Source organism: Clostridium oryzae (assembly GCF_002029235.1).
GTDB classification, from domain to species: domain Bacteria; phylum Bacillota; class Clostridia; order Clostridiales; family Clostridiaceae; genus Clostridium_AE; species Clostridium_AE oryzae.
Genome location: NZ_MZGV01000014.1, coordinates 33,058 through 58,462, shown reverse-complemented (window position 1 = coordinate 58,462; position 25,405 = coordinate 33,058). Strand labels below are relative to the sequence as shown.

Annotated in this window: 18 protein-coding genes; all 18 read right to left on the bottom strand. The window is 31.8% G+C overall.

All coding sequences use genetic code 11. The features are described from left to right. Nucleotides 1-27: 27 nt before the first annotated feature. The 18 genes from CLORY_RS08525 to CLORY_RS08445 all read right to left on the bottom strand — a co-directional run bounded on the left by CLORY_RS08525 (nucleotide 28) and on the right by CLORY_RS08445 (nucleotide 25,323). Nucleotides 28-1,011, bottom strand: coding sequence for a helix-turn-helix transcriptional regulator (locus tag CLORY_RS08525; protein WP_079423270.1), 984 nt, complete (start codon nucleotides 1,009-1,011; stop codon nucleotides 28-30). A 145-nt stretch (nucleotides 1,012-1,156) separates the two neighbouring features. After that, nucleotides 1,157-1,330, bottom strand: a complete 174-nt coding sequence (locus CLORY_RS23245) for a hypothetical protein (RefSeq protein ID WP_169911570.1) — start codon at nucleotides 1,328-1,330, stop codon at nucleotides 1,157-1,159. Nucleotides 1,331-1,707: 377 nt separating this feature from the next. After that, nucleotides 1,708-2,652 (bottom strand): hypothetical protein, encoded by a 945-nt coding sequence (locus CLORY_RS08520; RefSeq protein ID WP_079423268.1) that lies wholly within the window; start codon nucleotides 2,650-2,652, stop codon nucleotides 1,708-1,710. An 87-nt stretch (nucleotides 2,653-2,739) separates the two neighbouring features. After that, nucleotides 2,740-3,048, bottom strand: a complete 309-nt coding sequence (locus tag CLORY_RS08515; RefSeq protein ID WP_139376000.1) for a hypothetical protein — start codon at nucleotides 3,046-3,048, stop codon at nucleotides 2,740-2,742. Between the two features lie 115 nt (nucleotides 3,049-3,163). Beyond that, nucleotides 3,164-4,681 (bottom strand): UvrD-helicase domain-containing protein, encoded by a 1,518-nt coding sequence (locus CLORY_RS08510; RefSeq protein ID WP_079423264.1) that lies wholly within the window; start codon nucleotides 4,679-4,681, stop codon nucleotides 3,164-3,166. Next, entirely contained in the window at nucleotides 4,678-6,363 is a 1,686-nt protein-coding gene (locus CLORY_RS08505) for an ATP-dependent nuclease (RefSeq protein WP_079423262.1), read from the bottom strand. The genes CLORY_RS08510 and CLORY_RS08505 overlap by 4 nt, the downstream gene beginning before the upstream one ends. 236 nt (nucleotides 6,364-6,599) lie before the next feature. Then, nucleotides 6,600-8,615 (bottom strand): ATP-binding protein, encoded by a 2,016-nt coding sequence (locus tag CLORY_RS08500; protein WP_079423259.1) that lies wholly within the window; start codon nucleotides 8,613-8,615, stop codon nucleotides 6,600-6,602. Nucleotides 8,616-8,736: 121 nt separating this feature from the next. Then, a complete protein-coding gene (locus CLORY_RS08495; protein WP_079423257.1) occupies nucleotides 8,737-9,393 on the bottom strand; it encodes a hypothetical protein in 657 nt (218 codons plus the stop codon). 48 nt (nucleotides 9,394-9,441) lie between these two features. Then, a complete protein-coding gene (locus tag CLORY_RS08490; protein ID WP_079423255.1) occupies nucleotides 9,442-12,390 on the bottom strand; it encodes a type III restriction-modification system endonuclease in 2,949 nt (982 codons plus the stop codon). Between the two features lie 11 nt (nucleotides 12,391-12,401). Continuing rightward, nucleotides 12,402-14,261 (bottom strand): site-specific DNA-methyltransferase, encoded by a 1,860-nt coding sequence (locus CLORY_RS08485; protein ID WP_079423253.1) that lies wholly within the window; start codon nucleotides 14,259-14,261, stop codon nucleotides 12,402-12,404. Nucleotides 14,262-14,304: 43 nt separating this feature from the next. After that, nucleotides 14,305-15,063, bottom strand: coding sequence for a DUF4391 domain-containing protein (locus tag CLORY_RS08480; RefSeq protein ID WP_079423251.1), 759 nt, complete (start codon nucleotides 15,061-15,063; stop codon nucleotides 14,305-14,307). A gap of 11 nt (nucleotides 15,064-15,074) precedes the next feature. After that, nucleotides 15,075-18,329: a helicase-related protein gene (locus tag CLORY_RS08475; RefSeq protein WP_079423249.1), complete on the bottom strand. Its 3,255-nt coding sequence runs from the start codon at nucleotides 18,327-18,329 to the stop codon at nucleotides 15,075-15,077. 482 nt (nucleotides 18,330-18,811) lie between these two features. Beyond that, nucleotides 18,812-19,141: a hypothetical protein gene (locus tag CLORY_RS08470; protein ID WP_079423247.1), complete on the bottom strand. Its 330-nt coding sequence runs from the start codon at nucleotides 19,139-19,141 to the stop codon at nucleotides 18,812-18,814. A gap of 101 nt (nucleotides 19,142-19,242) precedes the next feature. Next, a complete protein-coding gene (locus CLORY_RS08465) occupies nucleotides 19,243-22,488 on the bottom strand; it encodes a DEAD/DEAH box helicase (RefSeq protein WP_139375999.1) in 3,246 nt (1,081 codons plus the stop codon). A 37-nt stretch (nucleotides 22,489-22,525) separates the two neighbouring features. Next, nucleotides 22,526-22,708, bottom strand: coding sequence for a hypothetical protein (locus tag CLORY_RS08460; RefSeq protein ID WP_079423243.1), 183 nt, complete (start codon nucleotides 22,706-22,708; stop codon nucleotides 22,526-22,528). 132 nt (nucleotides 22,709-22,840) lie between these two features. After that, entirely contained in the window at nucleotides 22,841-23,206 is a 366-nt protein-coding gene (locus CLORY_RS08455) for a hypothetical protein (RefSeq protein ID WP_079423241.1), read from the bottom strand. A 141-nt stretch (nucleotides 23,207-23,347) separates the two neighbouring features. Continuing rightward, nucleotides 23,348-24,922: a tetratricopeptide repeat protein gene (locus CLORY_RS08450; protein WP_079423239.1), complete on the bottom strand. Its 1,575-nt coding sequence runs from the start codon at nucleotides 24,920-24,922 to the stop codon at nucleotides 23,348-23,350. 161 nt (nucleotides 24,923-25,083) lie between these two features. Continuing rightward, nucleotides 25,084-25,323, bottom strand: coding sequence for a hypothetical protein (locus tag CLORY_RS08445; protein ID WP_079423237.1), 240 nt, complete (start codon nucleotides 25,321-25,323; stop codon nucleotides 25,084-25,086). Between the last annotated feature and the right edge of the window lie 82 nt (nucleotides 25,324-25,405).

Genomic DNA, 25,405 nt, shown 5'->3' with positions numbered 1-25,405 from the left:
TATAAGTTATAACTTATACGGCTGCCACTATGAATACTGCTCCAGCAGTTTCCTAGCTTCCACTCTCATTTGTTCCACAACATTTTCTGGTTCTAGTATCTTAGCACCTGTTCCAAGCCCAAAGACCCAAGCCAAGAACTGCTGACTGGCTGACACCCTCACATTAATAGTAAAATGTTCATCGTCTTCAGGAACTAGGATTGTATCTTGTCCAAATCTATCAAGAACAACTCCCACTAGATTATTTGTAAATTGTATCTTTACATCTTCTTCTTTTCCTGCAAACATACCAAACATTTTCTTCGAATACGACGCAATATCAAACTGTTCAAATACTTCCCGTCCATCACGTTTTAGATTATTTACTTGGATTTCAGTAATCTTATCCACCCTATAATGTTTCATTATTTCTGCTTCGCTGTCATAGGCAATGAGATAATAATTTTCCTGATCCCATGACAACGTCCAAGGGCTCACTACATATTCTTTTCCTTCCCTTCGAAGCTTCATTTTCTTATTTACATTCCACTCATAGTATTTAAATTGGATTTTACTATTAGAATTTATTGCCGTATGTATAGCATCAACATTATAATAGATGCTCTCATTCATGGTCTTTACTCTATTACCTACATAAACTTGTCTCTGAAGCTGAGAAGCTTCATAAGAACTAACAAGGCTTTCAATTTTCTTAATTAATTTCTGAGACTTATCTACTGTAATAAACTTTGAGCATTGAACTGCATCCACCAAAAGCTTTAGTTCTGCCAATTCAAATTCACGACTAACAAGCCTATATTGAAAAGTTCCATTCTCTTTACTACCAACAATATCTAATCCATAATTTCTCAATGCTTCAATATCATCATAAATGCTTTTTCTTTCAGCCTTTATCCCTTGGTTTTCTAAATACAATAAAATTTGATTCATATTTATTGCATGTTCCTCATCAGTCTTTTCATAAAATAATTTCATCAAGTAAAGTAACTTTAATTTTTTTGATGACTGCATTTACACTTTCTCCTCACGAGTGGCAGCCACATAAGTCATAACTCATGTGGCTGCCATTAATTATAATACTTCTCTAAATCTTTTACAGTTTCTGTATTTATTCCTTTTTATATCTTTTAAGTTCATATTTATTCCCAGAAATATTCTATTTATTCATAACGTAATATCCACCTGTTCTTTTACTACCCTTTCGTTCTATCAAACCTTTACTAACCAATTCCTTAATTTGATTTTCAATAGTTTTAATTGATCTATTATTCAATAATAACGGCGTATCTTTGGCCTTAACTCCAGGATTTTTTTCAATAACGCTTAACAATGATTTTAATTCCTCATTTAATTCCTCATGTTGTATTGTTTTAATAACACTCTCTATATTTCAGCTAATAAATCAGCCTTCAATGGCTTTTTAGCTTCACCTTGTGGTACTTCTACCCCTTGTATTTATCCCTCTTTATAATAATTATAATTCATCTATGCTAGCTTATTCAACCTCAAAATGGTTGCCACTATATATTCTGATCACAAAAATTAAATTTTGGAATTAAAATTCATAAATTCTATCTATGAAAAATTTGTTTCCCTAGGGTTCTAGCGAGACCGCATGGTTGAGCTTGCTAATAACATAGATTTTATGATTTGTTTCTCTCTACTTTTCATCAACTTTCTAACCGTTTCCTAACCTCTCATTGAACTTTATTTAACCCTAAAAGCCAATAAATTATATAAAGGTAATAATATTTTTACTTTTTCTATCACAACTTTACTAGCACTATTAAGATCTTTTAAATTATCATCATCAGGTTCTAAATAATATGCTAAATACGATTCTCTTCCTTCCTTATCATACTTTTTATAAAATGAAATAAAGTCTTCGCTTTTTTGATTATCTATTTCAAATATATAATCTTTATCTTCTACATTATCATGAATTATCCATTCTAATCCTTCTCCCTTAAGTCTATATAACTCCTTTAAAATTTTGCTTTTAAGACTATTAATATTCCCATGAATAAATTTTCTATCTACAGCATCTCTTCTTACTGCATGAAATAAACTGATTTCAAATCCACTTGAAGTAATACAAAACTGTAAGCATGAATGTTTTTGGAATCCTAGTTCTTCATCTTTCTCTGAACCTGTATTTAAAATATCAATTTCATCTTTATGTTTTCCATATCTTACTCCTACCCACCCTACTCTTCCAAAATTAAATTCACATGGTCTTATTAAAGATGTTATATTTTCGGGTCTCCAATGACAATGAATATTCTCTTTATTTAAAGTTAAATATACTTTCTTATGTATTTTTAGTATTTTGTCTTTAATTAGCTTTCTTCTAACATTTATTGTTGCATCATTTAATGCTTGGTTTCTCAAAAATAAGGTTTCGTAATCTTGGTACGTAAAATACATTTCATCTAAGTTATAATCACCTTCTTCAAATGCATCGTTTCTTCTTTCATATGAATATAAAGCCTTGTTAATTTTTCTATTAGTATTTTTTAATTTATTAAATTCATCTGCTTTATCCTTATAAAATTTAATTATTTTCTCATCCACTAATTCACTATTATCATTACAATATTTAAAAAACATATCCAATTTTAATTCATCATTTTTATCAATTTCACTAACCATATCAAATTCAATATTATCAGTAAAGCCGCCCTTAGTAAAATTTGATGATCCAAAAATTAATTTGCTTTTGCTACTTGATTTTAACCACTACACTTTCGGGTGAAATCTAATATTAAATACAATGTATACATTGCAGAATTCTTTTAATTCCTCAAGTAGCTCATGAGGCTTATCTATTGAAAATTCTGGTGATAAATATAAATGAATATTTTGCTTTTTTAATAAATGCTTATCTCTAAGCTCTTTTAAAATTTCCAATCCTTCTTTTGAAAAATATGCAGATGCTATTCTTACAATACTAATTTTATCTAAACCAAATAATTCTTCTTTTAATGTATTTCCATTTTCAACTTTTGAATGCCAGTAAAATAAACGCAACACCCTATCCCCTTTCATATCAAATATATATACCTATATATTACTTCAATTTTATTTTGCAAACAACAAAAAGACCAGCTAATTAGCCAGTCTTCCAATCTCTGTATCGGCAATCAATAGATATCATACATTCTTATCTTCTATCAACTACTGTCACCACATCTTCTATTCTTAACTGTGAATCACCAAATATTGATTCTAATCTGTCATGGTATATATTATCGTTATATTCTCCTAAATTAATGATAATCAATTTTGTCTTTGCCCTTGTTACTGCCACATAGTGATTATAAATACTTTCTGCATCTGATAACCTATAATCACTAGCAAACACAATGACCTGTTCAAATTCTAATCCCTTGGATGAATGAAATGTAATTGCTATTCTGTTCAACTGGTCAACATTAAAAGCTGGGTGAAACGATTCGTCTACTATTGTAGTATATAATTTATCAATATGCTCTCTTTTTGTATTATAACTAAAATAGCTGGCGAAATTGTCCATCTGTTTTTCAAAATTATCTATATCCGCTTTCTTGATACATTCATCCAGAACAGCTAATGTCTTTTTTACATATGAAACTACTTTCTTATTTCCAATAGCCTCATCTGGAACCTCTTCCAACAAATCATATGCAGAATACGTATCTACAATAAAATAATTGGCTATGGCATTATAAAGCCATGCTACATCCGTTGTTATATCGGCAATTGGTGTTGGTGGTATATAAACAAATTTAGTACCCTTCAACGATAATTTATCTGCTCCTTCTTTTGCATTTAACTTACTATATCTCAGTAATGCTGTTTTTTCATTTGTGTCTATATATTCCAACACAGCATCCATCCATTTTGCCTTCGTTGTATTTATCAAATAGATTGACTGTAAATTTGTCACTTTCTTATATAATCCTCTGGTTTCTTTACATAATAGATTTGAGTAATTTTGTATTTGCTGGCAAGAGCGAAAATTATCTCCCATAAATTCTTTATTAAAGTCCTCTCTTTTCCATATACTCAAAAAAGCATCTGGATATGCTCCTCTCCATATATATATAGATTGCTTTTCATCTCCAACGACAAATGTATCTATCTGTAACTTTTCACAAATATACATAAAAAACTCATGCATATCTTTATCACAATCTTGATACTCATCTACATAGATTTTAAAATACTTAGCCTGCAAATATAACTGGCACACCTTTGACTTTTTCAATATATCCAGTGCAAGTTGAAATATAAAATTTTTCTTGTTATCTTTATATGAACATAAAACTTTATCTACCCTAATTTTATCTATTCCCTCTTGAAAAGTCCGTACTTTTGCGGAATAATCTGTACTCATATCAACTTTATAGTCATTGCCATACACATCTTTCATAAATGGCTTTATTATTTCCTCTATAGCAAAGCTATTGTTAGTCCCTATAAACTGACGATCTATATCTATTGTCAAACGATTCTTTATTTCCCTTGCAGCTTTAATTGTAAATGTAATTGCAGCAATCACCTTATGTGAATGATGTTGTCCTATGTCATATGTTATTTTTGAGACCATAGTATGTGTCTTTCCAGTTCCTGCGCTAGCTCGTACAATTAGATTTCCTGGTAATTTCACAATTTGTTTTTGGACAGGAGATAGTTTCATGACATAACCTCCTTCAGGCACTCAAAATTGTAATGCTCATATATTTTCCTGCAATCATCATCCGTCAATTTTTCTACAAGTTCTACCATATGATAGTTTTTTGCTTCATGTAAATATCCTATAACATCATTATCTGCATTAGTCAAATATTTAACCATCTCATCATGTATAACCTCATCTAAATCTTCTTCAAGACTACATCTTGATAAAAAAATTGAATATTTCTCGCGAATTTCATTAAGTGCATCCTTATTATCATCATAAAGTGCTCTTTTAGCTTCAACTCCATCCTTTTTTATTGGTGTAGCAGGAAGCTTGCTTTCTCCAATATAACCATTTACTCTTGAAAAACCCAAAACACTAAATTCCTGTTTTCCTTTTATTTTTCTTAAATCATTATCAGTTTTTATTACATTATCTATTCTTAACGTATCCAATATTTCATAGTATGGTTTAAATCCAAATCCACCAACCGGTAAGATATACACACCATCAGCCTCATATAATGGATTGATTACCGATAACACCTTTCCAAACAGAACATTTTCAGAAGGTCCCTCTACCAACAAAACTTTATCCGCAAATATTGCTTCTGTAAGTCCACGATTAAGCATCTTTCTTTGGTTCTTAAATTTGTCAGGCACTTTATAAAATACACTTTTACTATCAATCTTTGTTTCATTATATATGCGCACCAAATTTACATTATCCATTTCAGATAACACAAACGGAGAATGTGTTGTTAAAAACAAGTAACTATACTTTTTATCAACAAAAAGTATATGCGAAAGAGCTATTTGCATTGACCTGTGCAAATGATTTTCCGGCTCCTCTATTAGAAAAATATTTATCTTTTTCTCTTCTGTTTCCTCAGACAATAAATCAAAAATCGAATATACTAATAACTTTTTCCTACCTTCTCCAGAAGTTGGATACAGTAAATCATCATTCTCCTGTTTGATATATGGCACAATGTTAGAATATAAACCTTTTACAGCTATTTCTGATTTGACAGAGACAGAAATTTTATCATTCCTAAACTTTTGGTATTCTGGAGCTATCTTTTCTTCAAAAGATTTGATACCAGATAATGAAGAAATATTTGTATTAAGATCATCTACTGTTGTTTGAATCTGCTCGAGAATATCTTTATCCTTCTCATTGTCATTTACGATTAGTGTATTTGTATTTTTCTTAAACAACGAATATAAGTCAACATATGAGTCAATATATAATACATTGACAACATAATCAATTTCATAAAAATATCCTCTTGTTTTCATTTCTTGTAAATCGTTAATCTCTCCACCCCAATACAAAACTGGAAGAGCCATAAATTCTTGCTTGTCATATGCCGCTAATAATCTAATATATACTTTATCATGTGAGCTTAATAATGCCCCTTTTAATTGAGCACGAAGTTTCTGACTGTCTGAATCTTGAGTATCACTTATATCTATAGTTATTGTGATATCTATGGGATTTTCCGTATGTTTTTTATAGAAATCTGTATCTAGCAAATTTTGTTTTCTGACTTCTCTGTCGAAAACATATCTCAGAGCATATAAAAAATTAGTTTTTCCAACGTCATTCATTCCAAAGAACACATTTTTATTTGCCAGATCTATTTTAATATCTTCAAAATTTCTAAAATTTTTTATTGATATTGATTCAAATTTCATAAATATACCCCATCCTCTCTAGATTAAATTTTCTTTTTATCTCTACCACTATTTCATGCACCGTTGAACACAGATACATCCCCGATAGTTTGTTTTTACTTTTTCGTATACGCTGGTCGTCTTTTGCTTTGCAATCTTATAGATTTTTTCATACATCGGCTTTTAAATATTTATGTACAGTTTTTGTTGCTAATAGCATTATGCGTCTTTAAAATTAATTATTATGTTTATCATTACTATCTAGTAGCCTTTTTAGGTATAATAGGAGGTTCCATTGTCGCTGCATTTTCTTTTATTGCATCAACCACTTCATCAGCGGAAGCATGCTTTTGTAACCATATTTCTTCTTTTGTTTTGAGTTTATCCATTAAATAACTATGCTTTCTAGCAAATTCATCGAATACGTCACTCCATTTTAATACATATATTTTATGATTTCCATTAGCCTCACTATGTACTAGATGCTGCTCTCCCCATGACTTATGTCCTTCAATTTCACCTTCCATATATCCATTAGAGTTAAACTTATTTCCAACAAGATAGTAAGTCCATTTAACACTGTCAGAGTTAAATCTATCATCTGATTTTATAACACGCATATATTTTTTGACTTGCGATAATTGCTCTTCACCAAGAGTTACAGTTGGCCTTTTAAGCTCAACTACTACATTTTCAGTAACATTTCCCATATGGTCTTGCCGAAGCATATAGATATCCATCTCTTTATTTTTATCTTCATGATTAAGATATATTTTTTTCGTTTCACCGGTGCTCATTTGAATTAATCCCTTTAGTGCTAGTTCAAAATCTGGCTCTGCTGCAGTAATCAAATTATATTGTTCACCAAACAGCCAATAGTGATTTTCTACTATTTCTTGTATATGCGGAACTTCTTTTACAAACAAATCTTTATCAAAAACTAATTCCTTTAACCCTTGTACTACCTTAATTCTGTCTTCAATGAGCTTAATCACCTTAGTAATATTATTAAGTGAAGTGTACTTTAAAACATCTGATAGTTCCTTAATTTCATCTTCGTCTAATTCAATAATTTGTTTTAATACATTAAACAATTCTGGCTTGTTACTATTATCCATTATTAAATTTAACAGATGAAGAACTATCTTTTTATTTTGATCATTTAGCCCTGTAAATATTTTAGGCTGAGCTGTATATAGTGTTTCAACTAAGTTATCTAATTCTCGTTTTCTATAAGTATCTATAATATTTGAAGTGTTAAATTCAGGATATACTTTTTTGTCAATAAGTAAATTGATGTAATTATTAGATGCCATTTTCAAATACTTTTTTCTATAACTTAGCAAATACTGGTTTAATGCATAAACCAGCCCTTTATATTCTGTATCGTTCCTATTAGAAAACATACCTATTTGATTTTCAGATTTTGGCTTTTCAAAATGTAAGTTATCAAAATATTTGCTTTTAACGAATACACTATGGAAGAAATCGTCCGATTTTTTGTTTAACTTTGTTGGTTCCTTATATCTCTCTATGTTATCTGATCCTATATAATAAATTTTTGAATACTCATTTCCTAAACTCTTATTCCATTGAACAATTTCAACTTCATATTTTTGATTAAGTCCATACGCATTCATATCAATTTTGACTTTCTCAACAATGTATTCATCCCACGAAATTAACTGATCATCTATCCATATTGCATAATTATTAGATCTGTTTAATTCTAAAAACCAGAAAAATTCTTTCTTTACAGTATCAATAATATCCTGTTTTGACATAGTAATAATTTGGGAGAATATTACTTCTGTACCACAATCTTCATTTGTTACAATGGGTTTCTTTCCACCATTGTCATCGTACGTATTTATTGAATCCTTATTCATTCTTAAACAGTATCTATATCTCTTATTTTCTTTTTGATAAACAGTCTCCCATCTAGCAGTTTGTGCAAATGAAAAAAACGTTAATCTTCCAATGCCCTGTCTACCATGAGGAATAGAATGATTAGTTCTATTTATATTTTTAGCCTTCTTAGACTCATTAAATGGTTGAAATTTTTGCTTTAGTTCTTCATAAACAATCCCTGAACCATTATCACAAACAGTTAACATATTTATAAGACCAAATTCATTATAATGCAGCTTAATTTTTACTATATTTGCACTTGCATCAAATCCATTCCAAATATATTCGCATATCGCATCTAATGGTTTAATATTCTTTAAATTTTTTTGTATTCCCTCAGGTGTAATTAATATATTTTCCATTTCATTCGCCTCTGCATTTCTATAATTTATTCCATTTTTATTCTTTTATAGTGCGATAATGTCCAACATAGAAATCATTATACTAGTACATTCAAAATTTTTTCTACCATATCATTTGATTTTAGCAAATCCTTTTTAACCAATCATCTATATATTCAGGCTTTTTATTAAGAACATACATTCTTTTGAAGTCCTGTTTGTTTTCCAGTATTCCTTCCTTAATCAAGACCTTAATTACACTATACACTAATATATTAGGAGACTTTTTATAATTAGTTTCCTTTATAATTTTATCATTCATCAAAGATGATATAGTTGATGTTTTTATAAATTCTTTATTATACCTTGTAAATTGATCCGATATTGTTTTAACAATTTCAGTAAATATAGCTACTGGAATTATATTCGGATAACTGCTGCTATTATCAGGTCTGGTAGTCGTAATCCTTATATTACCATTTTCTTTTGACCATGCTGTTCTATCAGCAACATCCAAGATATCCTTATCATTTTCCTCTTCGTAGGCTTCTTCTTCTATATAGTTGTTCATAGACAGTAATTCTATATAGTTTTTTTGGACTTTCAATACACTATTTCGATTGTCTTCAATTCTTTTAAGAAAATCTGTTGTGTTTCCAATCTCATCTATCTGCCCTTTTTTACTGATTTCAGGAATATATTCCTGCATTATTTTGCTCTCCAAATTATTAAAACCATCCTCAAGTATCTCAAAAGCAGTTCTTATGTCTTCGATTTCTTTATCAAACTCTTTATTCATAACATTCTCCTATTAATAATTTTTAATTATTTTGCATATTATCTACCCTTACACTCCCTCAATAAACTTCTCAAAGTTATCCGTCTCTCTAAATTCAACCTCATTACCCAACGCCTCAAAATGCTTATGTCCGCATTGAATCTTCTTGTACTCCCTTTCTCGAAGGTCTTCTGCAAGAATATTGCCTTTTGTTTCAAGTACAAAATAAAGCTTTTCCACATTATCTTTTTCTACAAGTACTGCCCAGTCTGGATTGTAACTGCCAAGTGGTGTACCTATTTTAAACCAGTCCGGAAGCTTAACATACATTTTTACACTCTCATTACGTTCAAACTTTTTAGCAAACTCTGCTTCAACATCAGAATCATAGATAATATAGTCATATACAGATTTTCCGCTAGGCACCATATTTTTTGAAAGATATCCGCTAAGTTCCTCTGTTTCAAATAACTGTTGTGCATAGAACTCATCATCGCCTATCTTTTCATACTTTATACCATCAACAATCATAAGTCGCATCTTTCTTCGGATTATGCCAGCAACCTCGTCCATAAACTGCTGCGGGTTTTTCTTAAAATCTTCTAATCGCTCAGATCTTTTCAAAATTTTAACTAGAGTTCGCCTTGTTAGATTGGTTTCATTCTGCAAGAAGGTTATAATATCAGGAAGCAAGAAATTCGGATGCTCCACCTCTGTACTCTGCCTTTTATTTTCTTCAGCTGACACCTCTGATTTTCTTATATCAAGTTCTGCTTTTGTATAGATAAGCTTTGCTGCATTAACTATTACATTATGCTTTATTTCCTCAGCACATTTTCTTATGAGCTCATCTGAATCAAAATCCACTGAATAAGTAGTTTTATATTTTATCCTGTCCCAAAGCTCTTCAAATTCAGGACTTAAATATCTTATTTTATTTAATTTTACTATTCTTTTATCATCAGCATTTTTAACATTAAGGTTTCCTGACAATTTCTCAAGCGTTGCGCTTATCTGCGAATAAGCCTCTGAAAACTCTTGTGGTAAATCCACCTTATGTTCCTTCAAATCCTTTTTCAGCTTGTCTGTTATTTTCCCATTTTCATCAATGTAACCCTGCTGCTTCAAGTGATTAAATATTTTTTCTGAGCCTTCCTGCTCTAGATAAAAAGTTTGATCATTCTTCTCAATTATAATATTGGCAAAGGTATGTGTTTCAACGATACCAAATCTTATGCCTTCTTCTTCCTCATATTCATTCTGAAGTTTTCTTGCAAAATCCTCATAACTCTCATTAGCCATCACAGTTAGTGTATTAACATTAAAACCATATACTCGTTCACCATTTTGATTTACTGCTAGTCTTAATCCTCTTCCAATTTCCTGTCTCTTTTTAGTTTCAGATTTTGTTTCATTCAGAGTGCATATCTGAAATACATTGGGATTGTCCCAGCCTTCTCTGAGTGCAGAATGTGAAAAGATAAATTTGAGTTTTGTATCAAAGCTCAATAGTTTTTCCTTATCCTTCATTATTAAACTGTAGGCATCTTCATCAGCTAATGTTGAACCGTTTGTATCTTTAAAAGCTCCCTTTTTATCCTGTGCAAAATATCCATTATGTACAGTTTCTGCTTCAGTATCAACATCTACATCGTTAAAAAGGGTTTTGTATTTTGGATTTTCTATGGCTTTTTTGTATTCCTCTTCAAACCATACTGCATATTTACCCTTATGCACATTTCCATCTTTATCTACCGTTCTATAGTTAGCCACCTTGTCTATAAAAAATAAACTCAATACCTTAATGCCCTGCTTTGTTAATTTCAGCTCCTTATTTAGGTGTTCTTCGATGGTCTTTCTTATCTGTGCTCTTTTGATTATATCGTCATCAATTTCTCCTTGAACCTCTTTCAAAGTTATTGATTCATGCCCAAGAAAAGCTACATACTCTTCTCCTTCTTTAGCATTTATTTCTGTTATCTGATAGCCTTTATAAACATCTCTATATCCTGACAGCTCATAGAGATCGTCATCGACTCTGTATTCTTTAGCTTTCCTTACTATAGTCCCTTTTTTCTTGTCCCATAAATCAATTTCAAGCTTTGCCTTGATTGGGGATTTTTTATTATTTACACTAACCAATTTAAGATAAGCAGTATTGTTCTGATCCTTTGATACAACACTTGCCACCTCTATCTGTTTAACCAGCTGCCGTTCATAAGCATCCACAGCGTCCAGTCTGAACATAAGATTATGCTTGTCCTTATGAGTTGCAGAATATCCAATAGTACACAGTGGATTTAAAGAACTTATTGCCTCCATGGATTTATCCGTACTGGCTGCACTTTGCGGCTCATCTATAATTACAATTGGATTAGTTTCTTTTATAAATTCAATAGGCTTAATTCCATTGGTTTTCTCATGATCCATATTGATTACATTTGTATCCTTATTAAAAGACTGTATCGTCATTACCATTATTCTTATATTGTCGCTGGTAGCAAAGTCTCTAATAATATCAAGCTTCTGCGATTTATATTCATATGCCTTAAAAATAACATTATCATAGAGTTCTTTAAAATGTTCAGTCATTATATCAATTGATTTAACTACACCCTCTTTAATAGCTACAGAAGGAACAACTATTATAAACTTTGTAAAACCGTATTTGCTGTTAAGTTCAAATATTGTTCTTAGGTATACATAGGTTTTACCTGTACCTGTTTCCATTTCTATTGTGAATCTATAGTTGCCTTTCTTTAAATCCTGCTGAGCTGAAAGCTTCAAACCATTTTTAAACTGTATTTCTCGTATATTTTTAAGAATATCATCTTCGTCCAGCTCTAACTTGTTTCCTATTCCAAGGTCTGTAATAAGCTTTCCTTCAGTACCAGCCTTATCTGACATAGCCGATACTGTAAAATTTGACTGAGTAGGGGTTTGTCCTTTAAAAATATCTGCAATAGACGCCACACTTTCCTTCTGATAGTCTAAGTTCTTATTAAATTTAAGCTTCATAACAATCCCCCCTAGATGCTCATTATTTCTTCAACGTTATTTCTCTTTAAAATTTCTACCGTGTTGGTTTTGACAGAATCTGTTTTAAAGCCGTTGTCCTTAAATACAACCCTGCAAGTTTCAGGTTTTAATTCATTTTTTAAGTCGACTATAGCATTTACCAATTCTAAAGTTATCTCATTGTCTAGACATATAAGCAGTGCTCCCATTCCTATACTGTAGACATTTTTATCGCAAACTTGTCTGGTTTTAATAGGATAAGTTAAATCTATGCCATATTTCAACATTATTTCATAGACAACATCATCTTCTGTTCTGTCAGGAATAAAATTATCAACAATATCGTCTAATCTTTGCTCAAGGCTTTCATAATCAGGATTCCAGGTTTTTATATTGGAAGTATCAAGCTTAAATACTTTAAAGCCGATATCAAGGTTTTCTATGCCTTCCTTATCTTTATTTTCTTCAACAATTTTATCGCCGGCTCTTCTGATACGCTCTTTTCCTATTTCACAGATGTTTTTATAGCCTGCTTTGTAGGCTTCAGATGTTTCATCTGTTGGTTCTGGCAATTGAACCATTATGAATTTACGATTGCCTTGATTTTGTGAATTTAACTGCATTATGGCATGAGCAGTTGTTGAAGAACCTGAAAAGAAATCCAAGACTATATCCTTGTTATATTTATTAGTTCCTTGACCGATTAATTGAGCTAGAAGATTAACACTTTTAGGATAGCTGAATATTTGTGCATTTAATGTATCCCTTAGCTCTTTAGTTGCAACAGAATTAATTTGAGTATCCACTAAAGAGCTATATGGTTTCTTATCAGATTTCACTTCAGCTTTATGCCTTTTATACATTGGAGTACCTTTACCATCTCTAGGGAAAATAACTTTATCCTCAGTTATAATTCTCTCCATTCTTTCTTTTTCATAAGCCCAAACTCTATTGCTATTGCAGTTATACGTTATCCCTGTTTTAGGATCTGTAATTGAATAAAATAGATTGGGTCGCTGTGATGCAGTTTTATTACAAGTTAAATTATCAGACATCCATGGTCCTCTAGGATCGTTATCTGGATTTTTATAGTTTTCAAATGTTTTTATCACTCCATTAAATACTGCCTTTTCACTTCTAAAGTATGCCAAAATATACTCATGATCTACACTAACCCCATTTTGAGAATCATTTGATCCAGTTCTCTTTTTCCATATAAACTTTGTAACAAAGTTACTTTCACCAAAAATCTCATCGCAGACTTTTTTTAAATTTGAAACCTCATTATCATCTATACTAATAAATATAACCCCGTCATCTTTCAACAAATTCTTAGCCAGCCTCAACCTTGGATACATCATATTTAGCCAATTGGTATGATACCTGCCACCTGCCTCTGAATTTGTACTAATCTTCTTACCATCATCATCAACCTGTCCAGTAAGCTCAAGATAGTTCTGAAGATTGTCCTTATAATCATCCTTATATACAAAATCATTTCCTGTATTGTACGGAGGATCAATATATATCATCTTAACCTTATTCTGATAGCTTTTCTGTAATAACTTTAAAACCTCTAGATTATCCCCTTCTATGTATAAGTTTTGTGTAGTATCCCAGTTCTTGCTCTCCGCTTTGCATGGTCTTAGTGTACCTCTTGAAGGAGTCTGTGCCATTCTTATGGCTTTTGATTTACCATGCCACTCAAACCTGTATTTTTCTTCCTTATCATCGATATATTCCCCCAAAACCTCTTGTAACCTTTCAAAATCAATCTTATCTTCACAAAATACCTCAGGAAAAATCTGTTTCAGCTTCAAAATATTATCTTTAACAATATCCATACTTTCTCCACTTATTTTATCCACCATTCTGTCATCCTCCTAGTAAATTACTTCATATATTGAACTTATGTTATTCATTAAGTTTCTTTATCAGATTAGTTCTTTCCTCTTCCAGCTTTTTTATTTCTATATTTATATCTATCCTTCTATTAAACTGTACTTCCTGTTTAAGACTTGATCTTAAATTTTCAATATCAGTACTTAAACTTTGGATTTCTTTATTTAAGCTGTTAACTTCCTCGATGTTTTTACTACTGAGTTTTTCAAAATTTCCAGTAATAACAGATGCATTAAACACATTGAGTCTGTCTACAAAGCTGTTATAAAACATATACATATTAACAAAGGAAAAATTTCTTATGTTCAAGGCTTCAAAAAATTGAAGCTCATTTCCCTTTAATGCTGAAAGATTTATCCATGGACTGTATACATAATTTTCTACTGTGTTTCTGCTTTCATCAGCTTTGTTTATTCTTTTACCTGCTGAATTTATTAATATTCTATCTTTATGTGTAAATATCAATATTAACGGATAAGGTATAGTCATCTGGACTATCTCCGCAATTCTCTTATATTTCAGGTCATTTGCTAAGGATATTTCTATAACTGCTATCTCTTCATAATCCAGCTCCTCAGTTATTAGAGGTTTTATATTAAGGTTCTCTTCCTTAAAGGAATATTTCCAAGTTATCTTTTCAACATCCTCTGTAAATATTTTTTTATCGCTGCTGTTCATATTTGCATTTTCATAAAACAGCTTTTTGAATATGGTGCTTCCCACTTCACAGGAAGGCGGTATATTCATCTTTTCATAAAATCCATACTCCACAAATCTCACCCCTATTTAATCACTAAAAACGATATAAGCTCAAAGTCATCTATGCTTTTAAACAGGCTTTTCTGAATAGTTGTCCCGCCTTTGCTGAACAACGAAGCCGCCCCTTTTTCTTCTTTTTTACCGATTATGCTTTCAACAGCCTCTTCCAAACGATTTGAATATTTCCTCATATCTCGTCCATCATTTGTTTCATTATTAAATTCTTTAACTATTTCAGACAGCACATTTTTCTTACCACTGCAAAGTTTTCTATAAAAATCCAGTATCTTTTTAGCATGAATATAATTGTATCCCACCGATCCATCCTCGTAAACATAAACCATATAATATGGGTTTAGTGCATTGCTTTCTTCAGGCTTTACCTCAACATTTACCTGTCTTAACGTAAATATTACACCTGGTTTTATTTCATCCTTTAAATCCTCATCACAGCTTGAAGCAACCGCATACATTCCTAAAGGTGCTCTACCAAGTTCTTCTTTATGCTCTTTCATATACTCCATTAAATCCATCTTAAAATCATTTAAGGTTAAATCAGTTATTGATATTCCTCCAGAAATATCCTCGAGGTCTACAACTTCGTTCTGAAGCTGCTCTAACTGTTTCTTTCTATATTCCAGATCGTTCATCTGATTTTTTTCATCACTAGTAAGCCCGTCGCCCTCTCCAGCACCTGAAACCACTGAAAGCATCATTCTTCCCGTTACTCTTGCCTCTAAATTTATGTATTCGTCCAATTCCATGTTAGGCCAGAAATTTACTAATTTAATATATTCATTTTCAGAACCTAATCTATCTATCCTTCCAAACCTCTGAATTATCCTAACTGGATTCCAATGTATATCATAGTTAATCAGGTAATCACAGTCCTGTAGGTTCTGCCCTTCGGATATACAATCCGTTGCTATTAAAATATCAATTTCATCTGTCAAATTGGGTTTGCTCTTATTTCTCTCTTTTGATTTCGGCGAAAAATTAGTCAATATATCATTTATATCTTTTTTCTTAACCCATGAAAGCGTACATTTATTTTCACCAGATCCTGTTACTAGTGCAGTATGTAGTCCAAACGTATCTTTAATCCATTGCGCCAGATTTTCATATAAATAGTTAGTCGTATCTGCAAAAGCTGAAAATATAATTATCTTCTTGTTACCAGGATTTATTGGATTTTTTATTTTTTCTTTAATGATATCTTTAAGTTTGTTTAACTTGGCATCCCTGTTTTTTACTATCTTTGCTGCATCTATCAATATTTCCTCTAATTTGTTTTTATCGTCTTCCAGATCCTGTTTCCACCTAACCAAATCCATATCCTGAATAAGAACTTTAACTTTATTACCTATGAGTGAGTCCTCAAGACTTACATCATCGATTTCAATATCGTTAATATGTAATGATGTATCAAAATCCAGCTGTTTTTTTTCGATTTTCTCAAGTGCTGCATCAATCTGCTTTAACAGTTTAGCAACTGTTAATCCAAACGAATTAACCGAGCTTTCCATTCTCTTTAGAATATTTACTCTCATCAAATTTACCAGACTTTGCTCTCTGTCTACCTGTTTGAAAACTGATTGTCCATCTTTTACCAGCGTATCATATTTTCTTTCATATTCTCTTCGTTTTTCAGGCAAAACATATTTCAGAGGTGCATATGTACTAAGGTTAAGATTTCTTATAATCTTATTTACATGTTCAAGGCTGTGAAATTCATTCATCTCATCAATATCGCATTTTACATTCTTGGGCTCTAGCTTCTTTGGGAATTTGCCTATTTCAGCCATGCTGTAATACTTTTCAATATGTTTTCTAGACCTAGCTATTGTAAGAGTATCCAAAAGCTTAAAGTAATCCATATTCATCATTTCTACAAAAGTATCTACAGTTCTCTCATTTTCTTCTAATTGAGTCCATTTATTAAATATCAATTGAGCTTTTCTCAGTGTTTTCTCTACACTTGGAATACCTTCAGCTTCAAGTGCATTGTCCTCGCCTTCAGTTATGAAATTAATCTGATTCTTAAGATCATTCATTCTATTATTTACTGGTGTAGCTGAAAGCATTAACACCTTTGTTTCTGCACCACTCTTAATAACATCATTTAAAAGTTTTGAGTACCTCGTTACCTTATCATTTCTTGCATCATTGTTTCTGAAATTATGAGACTCATCAATGACCACTAAATCATAATTGCTCCAGTTTATAGTAGCTAGATTTATTTCTCCGGACATTCCTGATTCTCTGCTTAAATCTGTATGATTCAGCACATCATAATTAAACCTGTCCTTGTCTAGGATATTTCGTTTATCATTCTGCGTGTAAATTGTCCAATTTTCTCTCAACTTCTTAGGTGCCAGCACCAATACTCTATAGTTCCTGAGTTCATAATATTTTATTACTGCTAAAGCCGAAAAAGTCTTTCCAAGTCCTACAGAATCAGCCAATATGCAACCTCTATATTTTTCAAGCTTTTCTATGGCACCAATTACGCCATCCTTCTGAAACTTATAAAGCTTGTTCCACACTACCGTGTCCTTAAAACCTATTCTAGTCTTTACAATATTCTCACCTGTAAGTTCATCAAGATAATCCTTAAAGATGTTATAGAGAGTAATAAAATATATAAATTCTGGAGTATTTTCCTTATATATAGTCTGCATTTGTTCCAATACTTTCTCTTTAACATCCTCAACCAGATTTCCATCGTTCCATACATTATTGAACATTCTAAGAAACTGACTTGTATATTCCTTGCCATACATACAGGTATTCATATCCATTCTGTTAGAAGGCGAAAAACCTAAACCATCTGTTGTAAAATCTACCGTACCATTTATGGAAATATCGTCTTCTTTGTTTTCTATGTAAACAAGTCTCTGTTGAGCAGGATTTGCCTTCTTAAGTGACTTAAATTCAGCTTTACTCTTAATCCACTCTGCACATTCTTTTGCAATACTAGCCTGATTCATCTCATTTCTCATCTTTATTTCAAATTCATTGCCTGAAAGCTTCTGCTCTGAGGTTCTATCTATAAAATACTCTCTATATAGTTCCTTATCTTTCTTTACAAACGTAGGCTCTGTAAACAAGAATCTTAAACTGTCAATTTTATTTAATTCACAACTTAATTCTTTATAGGCAAAAATAGTAAAGTAGGCAGATATTATAGACAGCTTAGATGAATTTCCAATACTGCTCTTAAGCTCTTCTCCCACTTTACCAAATTGCCTGTTGTCTAATATTTTAGGCTGCTGCATATATGTCATCTCCCCTAAGGTACATATACAAGTTCTAATAAAGTTCTTACATTGTGGCTTCTAAAATATCACTGCTAAATAGGTTCGACCCTAGGATCTTTTAGAAGTCAGAATGTATTAGAACTTTAGAAACTTATATAATTCATTTGAAATTTATTTATATTTTATAAACTACAATAATTTTTAATATACTAAATCACATTTTCTTCCTTGTTATTCCATTATATATATTTTACCATAATTTTTAGCGTTTGTTTCTATTTTAAACCATTAACTATAGTATTTTAGCAAAATATATAAATATTTGTATAAAAATCATATAAAGTGCATCTTATTTCTCCTATCCATTAAAGCATCACTAGATATACCAGCGTACAGTATAGCAAACTTATTTTGAGGTTACTTCAGTAGTTTATATACAAAATAACAAATATAATTTCTATTTCCATTTTTCTCCCAGGGGTCTGACTCCGCCTCCATTACTACCTATTTCCCGCAACCCTAGCTCTTCTAATAATCTCATTTACAACGATAACCGCATATCTATCCAATATATCTTCATCCTTATCTAATGAAATAACTCTTTTCTCTTCCTGCCATAGTTTAACCAATCTTTTCTTCGTAATCTCATCTAGACCATTTATTATCTTTTTCGTTCTATCAACATAATCAAAGGCAGCAGCATAATAAGGATATTCATTAAACTCAGGACCCTGTTGTGTCTCGTACTTTAGCTGTTTCCATAGTTCTCTATCATTTTCTCTTATTTCCTTAATTAGTGGGAATAATATATTCTTTTCATCTATATTCATTATATCGACCTCATCTTTCTCTCCATATTATACCACGTTTATCAGTCCTCTTACATTTTTGTGGTCTACTTGCTTATTATCATTTTTCCACTAATTCACTCCTACGAAATCCCCAGCTTCCCTTCCACAAATTCATCATTTCCAAGAAAGTAATTCTCAATGATCTCCCACCTTTCATCATCGTTAAAGTCACCTTCCATAAAGCCCTTCAACACATTTTGGGACTTTCTTCTCTTCCTTTCTATATCCTTTAGAACACCATTGCTGTAGTCTCCATTTGCCAATCGTTTGATCTTCATTGGATCGTTTATTCTAATGAAAATTTCAGTATTCTTGCCGCCCACTAGCTCATAAGTTCCCAGTCTGAATAGCTCAAGTATGGTGGCAAGCTGAATTATATCTGAACGTTTCTCACTCTTTTGTAGGCATATATACGAGGAATGAACGTTGTTTTCTCTGTTGGGAGCGCATTGAATAAGCTCTCTAAGAAGGTAGCTGCCAATAGTGATATAATTCGAATTCATAATACGATACTCTATATCATGCCCCTCTGGTTGGGACTTTCTATACTGAATGAATTTATACTTGTCCACATTTTGATTAAAAGCTGTATTTTCTGAAATATCTGCCACAAACATGTTTAAAATTATATCCGAAAGATCCTGGGAAAATGCTGAACTCTTAAAGGTTTCCTTAAACATGATCTTAAATTCTTCTCTTTTGAAAAACTTGCCGCTGTTTCTGAAGTGATTGAAAATCGAGCTGAGTTTATCTGAATATTCTTTAAGCAGCTCCTTACATTTTTCAAAGTCTTCTTTATAAGTAATTGATAAATGGAGCCTAGGTGATAGCGTTGCTGCTTCCTCAGAGAATCTAAAAAGCTCTCCTTTGAAAAACTTCCATTTAAAATCCGGAAAGGTGATGTCTGAAAAATAAGTACTCCAAATATCTGACATATTCACCTCATATATAGAGCCGGTGTTTGAAATCACTATATCACTGTTATTGAAATTTCCAGGTATGATTCTCTTTGAATTATCCTTTACAGCGATGGCATATTTCCCGTATTTAGCTATAAACTCTTCTTCTATTTCATGTGGTACATTAACAAAGTTCTTAGTAAAAATGGTCTTAGGTCTTACAATGAGCACATTGAAGTTCTTATTTATATCCTTTTGCAATAGCAGCAAGCTTGTTTTAACCTTGTTTTCTAAATTATCGCTGCCAAATAGATAAGAAAAATTATCTGGGCTTATTAATATATTTCTTTTCTTCTTCTCATTATAGATGGAATATATCTTTCTAAGCACCTCTTTAAGCTGGTATTGCCTTATGGAAGATAGACTGCTCAGTACTCTCACGTATTTTAAATCGCTATTAGTATAATCCGTAACGGCATAGCCAGTCATATTCTCATCTCTAGCAGCCCTGCCAATCTCCTGAACATAGTCTGAAAGATTTCCTGTGGGGGCATAATGGTACACCGTATCTATGTCGCTGATATCTATCCCCATACCGAAGGCCTTGGTACAAAGCATGGCCTTATATTTTCCCTCTTTAAAGCGTCGCTGTGCCTCAAGCTTTCTTTCTTTACCGCATTTTGAATAATATTTTCCAACCTTTTCTCTCTCCTCTTCCTTAAGTCTGCCATACAGTTCCTCTATATGGTTTGTATAAGGGCAATAAACAAGAGCTTTTCTACCTTCCTCAATAAACTTTGAAACTCGTTCATGTGCCAGATTGTTTTTATATTCCTCAAAGCCGCCTTTTACTATTTTTTCTCTCACATAGTTTATATTAAATTTGATATTTTTCCTTTTCACATTTCCAAGATGGAGCTTGGGATTATTTAAGGCTAAAGTATTTATAGTATCATTAACGGTATCCTCAGTTCCCATATATACCGCTGTGGCTGTTAAGCAAACTATGGAAAATTGCTTTTCTTTGCATTTTCTAAGCTTCTCAATATAGCTTCCCAAAAACCAGTAATCGGCCCTAAAGTCCCTGCCCCAGGTTGTAACAATATGTGCTTCATCTATAACCAGAAGTCCCAAACGCCTATCAGTACCGATTATGTTATCAAGACTAGTGGACAGCAGCAATTCCGGGGCCATATATAATATTGAAATTTCTCCGCTTTTTATCTTCCTTATACGAGACTCCTTTTCCTCAAAGGATATCTCTGAATTCAAAAACGTTGCAAAGCTTATGCCTCGTTGGTTGTTTAATTGTTCCACCTGGTCTCTCATTAGCGCAATTAAAGGAGTTATTACTATTGTTACAGCCTTCTCTTCTTCTGCCAAATGAATTGCGGGGATTTGAAACAGCAGGGATTTACCTTCACCGGTAGGATCAGTAATGAATATATCTCTAAAATCCTTTTTATCTGCCAGAGCCTTTTCTGATTGATCTATAATTTCAGTTATGATTTCACCTTGAGACACTTCAATGGTTTCATTGGAATCTACAGGGCTCTTATAAAAATTAATATTTCTAAATACCTTATGGCTGCCCCAATACTTCTTTAAAATAGGCAGATACTTATCCTTATCATAAAGATCCTCATCAACAAATCTATCTTTAAGCTCAACACCAAAATCCACCTCTAATTCCTCTGCAACCTTTATCAGAGGCAAAACGTGAGACAGTTCCTCCTTGTTATCCACTAATAGCTTAAAATCTTTTACTTCAACTCCATTTTGCAAAGCTTCTTTAAATTGAAATATATTTAGCTTTGTAACCATATTATTTGATGTCGTTTCTTTATGAATGCTGTCCATATCATCACAATCATAAAATGGTATCTTTTCACAATCATAATCGCTGTCCTTGTCACAGTACTCTACGCCATAACTAGTACTTGAATAATTATAAACATCACAGTAATAGCTAGAGTATAGCTCCATCCTTTCATTTTCAGGCTGTTCAACATCCAAATAGTTATGTATTTTTTTAATTATCTCCTTATCCAAGCTTAGAGGATAATACCTGCTAAATAAATTATTTTCAACTATTACAATCTTTCTGCTTATCTGTTTATCTAAATCAATAATAAGATTGCTTAGAGCTATTAGCTCCTCGTAATAACCCCAAAGGATTTTAATGCCGCTACGCTGAAATAAATTTATAAGCAAACTGCCTTTCTGCTTCTCCAACTCCTCAATATCAATAGACTTATCACTATTTACATACGTTCCGTTGTTTATAGCCTCTGTGCTCCTGCTATCAGATAGTATTGAAAAAAACTCTGCATTAAAGCCCTTAAAAATAACCAACAAGTGTCCATCCACTCCGCATAATTTCTCAAAAACTCTTTCTATATTTTCATTATAAATTCTCTTCATCATTTCCTGCCCCCTGATATTTATCTATATAGATCATTGTTTAAATAGGTTTCTTAGCATACTCATCAATCAGTTCTTCTTCAGTCTTTTCCTTGAAAAGCAAAGCGAGCATTGCTTCTGTAGCCTCTTCTTCACTTCTGTATTCATTTAGTACCTTCACCACTGCAATACTGCCATTATCCAAATCATGCAAAGCATATCCTTCTCTATGTCCAAAATTCATCTTTCAATTCCTCCCATCATTTATTTAACAAATTTTATATAATAAAAATATCATAAAGAGTGTCCTAAAATATGGACTTATAAAATGTAAAAAGCAGTTATCCTCAAAGATAACTGCTTTCTGACTTCTAAACTATATTTCCTTCTTAAGTTCAATTATTTTTTCCATAGAAAGTTCTGTTGCTTCTGCTACTTGATTGACTTCCAGTCCCATTATCAATAAATTTCTAGCTACATTAATTGCCTTTTGCGTTGCTCCCTCTTTTATTCCTTCTTGCATTCCTTCTTTTATTCCTTCTTGTCTAGCTGTCCTTAATCTTGTAACCTGATCATGGCATTCATAAATATCTTCTTCTAATTTCATTTTAGAATTTCTATGATTTTTGTAATAGAAATCTAATTTTCTATCCTGCCTAAACTCTATAATTAATGCTATACTGGAGAATGCTGCAATACAGCTGCCTATTACCAAGCTGATTACTATAAGTAAATCAGCCAACGTAAACCCAACTAATTTTTTAACACATAGAAAAATATTGGGAATATAACGCAAAATCCAATAATAACCGCAACCACTTTTGCTCCTATATCATTTGAGTTGATTTTTTTCATAACAATCACCTCTATCTAACTGTTCAGATCATAAAAATTTACCATTCAATTCTACTTTCCCGATCCTCTTCTCCATTTCATCTTTTAACGCAGTTTTCCTTCGGTTTAGAGACATTATGTCTAGATAATATGTAAAGAACTCATTTTCTTTACCAAGATAGCTTAGTATATCCTTCGCAGTGCTGCAATAATAAGCCGCTCTCACGTATCTTGATCTAGTGCAAGCCTCTATATGGAAAGTCACCATTTCCTTGAGCAGTTCCACTGCAAAAATTAAATAGTGTTCTGGCTTCATCTGCTTCTGATTGTTCAAATCAATATCAGTTATGCCTTCCTCATTACTGCTTTCAATATCCTTCAAAAATTCCTTTAAATTAGTATACTCAACATTTTTACCCTGGAAGGCATGATATATAAGTGCTTTTGATGTATATTTCTCATAGTCATATCGTGATGTCCCGGAATATGTATTCATAAAATCCATCAGTTTTTCAAGCTGGCCTTCATAGGATAAAATCTTTAGACGAATCGTATTTGCATCATAAACTTTTGAAGTTTCGAGAAAACTTAATGTATCATCAATAAATGAGCATAACCCATTAGTTTTACCTGCAAAATGTCTGGTTTTTATATAATATTCATAAGAAGGTCTTTCCTTAAACAATTTATCCATTACCTCAAACGCATCATCAAATTTCTCAAGGCTCTCATAGCAGGATACAAGTCTTATTTTCATATTTGCTACTATCCTGTAATCTGTAATTTTCTCAACAGCTTCCTTAATTACTACTGCTGCCTCCTGAAACCTTCCAGCTTCAAAATATTCTTCACTTAAGTCATCGTTAAAATTAACGCTGTACGTTAAAAAGCTTTCTGCTAGCTTAATTTTATTAGCTTCAGGTTCATATTTTTCCTTAAGATCTCTAAGCAATCCAAAATATGCATGCTGCTGCTCCCAATCAAGATCTTCATTTTCAATAGTGCTCCTTATAGCTTTTTCTACAAGTTCAGTTTCACCTATTAAGTTTATGAAGACACTTGAATATTGCTTTCCGTTTTTTCTCCAAATCTCTAGTGCTTTTTCTACCATTTCAAGCCTATCTAAAATACAATTTTTTACACATATATAGTACTGTTCAAAAACATCTGTCCAATCAACCTCAATATAATAATCAACATATTCTGTACCAAGAATATCAATATCTTCTCTCGCTTCACATATGCAATTAAAAAGTAATTCAAAGGATTGCAAAGCAGTAGTGTATTCTTTATTTCTCGCATGCATAAGGGTTATATTGAAATATTGAGAAAACTCGACCGCCCATTCACACCGCTCAAAGCTGTCTTCTCCATAAGCTCCATAGTAATTTGTATCTTCTATATAATAGTTTCCTTCTAAACATTCCTTACAGAAAACTCTAATTTTCTCTAGGTACTTTTCATCTTTATTTTCATTCATATTATCTAGTGCTAATTGCGAATCAATATTTTTTGATATAAACTTGTTCTTTTCAATTTTCTCAAGCCTTCCTAGCAGTTCAATTACAATATCCACAAGTTTTTCTTTTTCTAGTTTCATCAATGCTTCTCTTTCTGAGTACATAATAAAATTTCTCCCTTAACAAGTTTAGAATCAGTTTGTTGCTACATTCTACCTATAATCATGTATTGCAAATGGAAAAACAGCCATATATATAGATAGCTGTCTTCATTTAAACATCAATATGTCATCTCTATTAGAGTTTCATCCTGCATAAAGTAAATTTATATATCAAGATCTTCACCTTTCTTCTCCATGTTGTATGCCATAAATATATACGTAGGCCCTTCGTACCAAAGTTTACTCTCTTCTCTTTCTAGAATACTGTAGACCTTCGATTCATAAAAATCTATCATAGCTTTTTTCCATGAAATGTTGTACTCTTTAGCTATCATTTCTGTAACTTTCGCAACTTTTAGTGGAATGAAAATATGAACATTTTCCTGAGTAATTTCTGGTAGCATATTTATACCACCTCACTTCCAATATATTTTAATAACTTTATTGCAATTTCCGTATGAAAAGAAATTTGATCGGATAATTTGT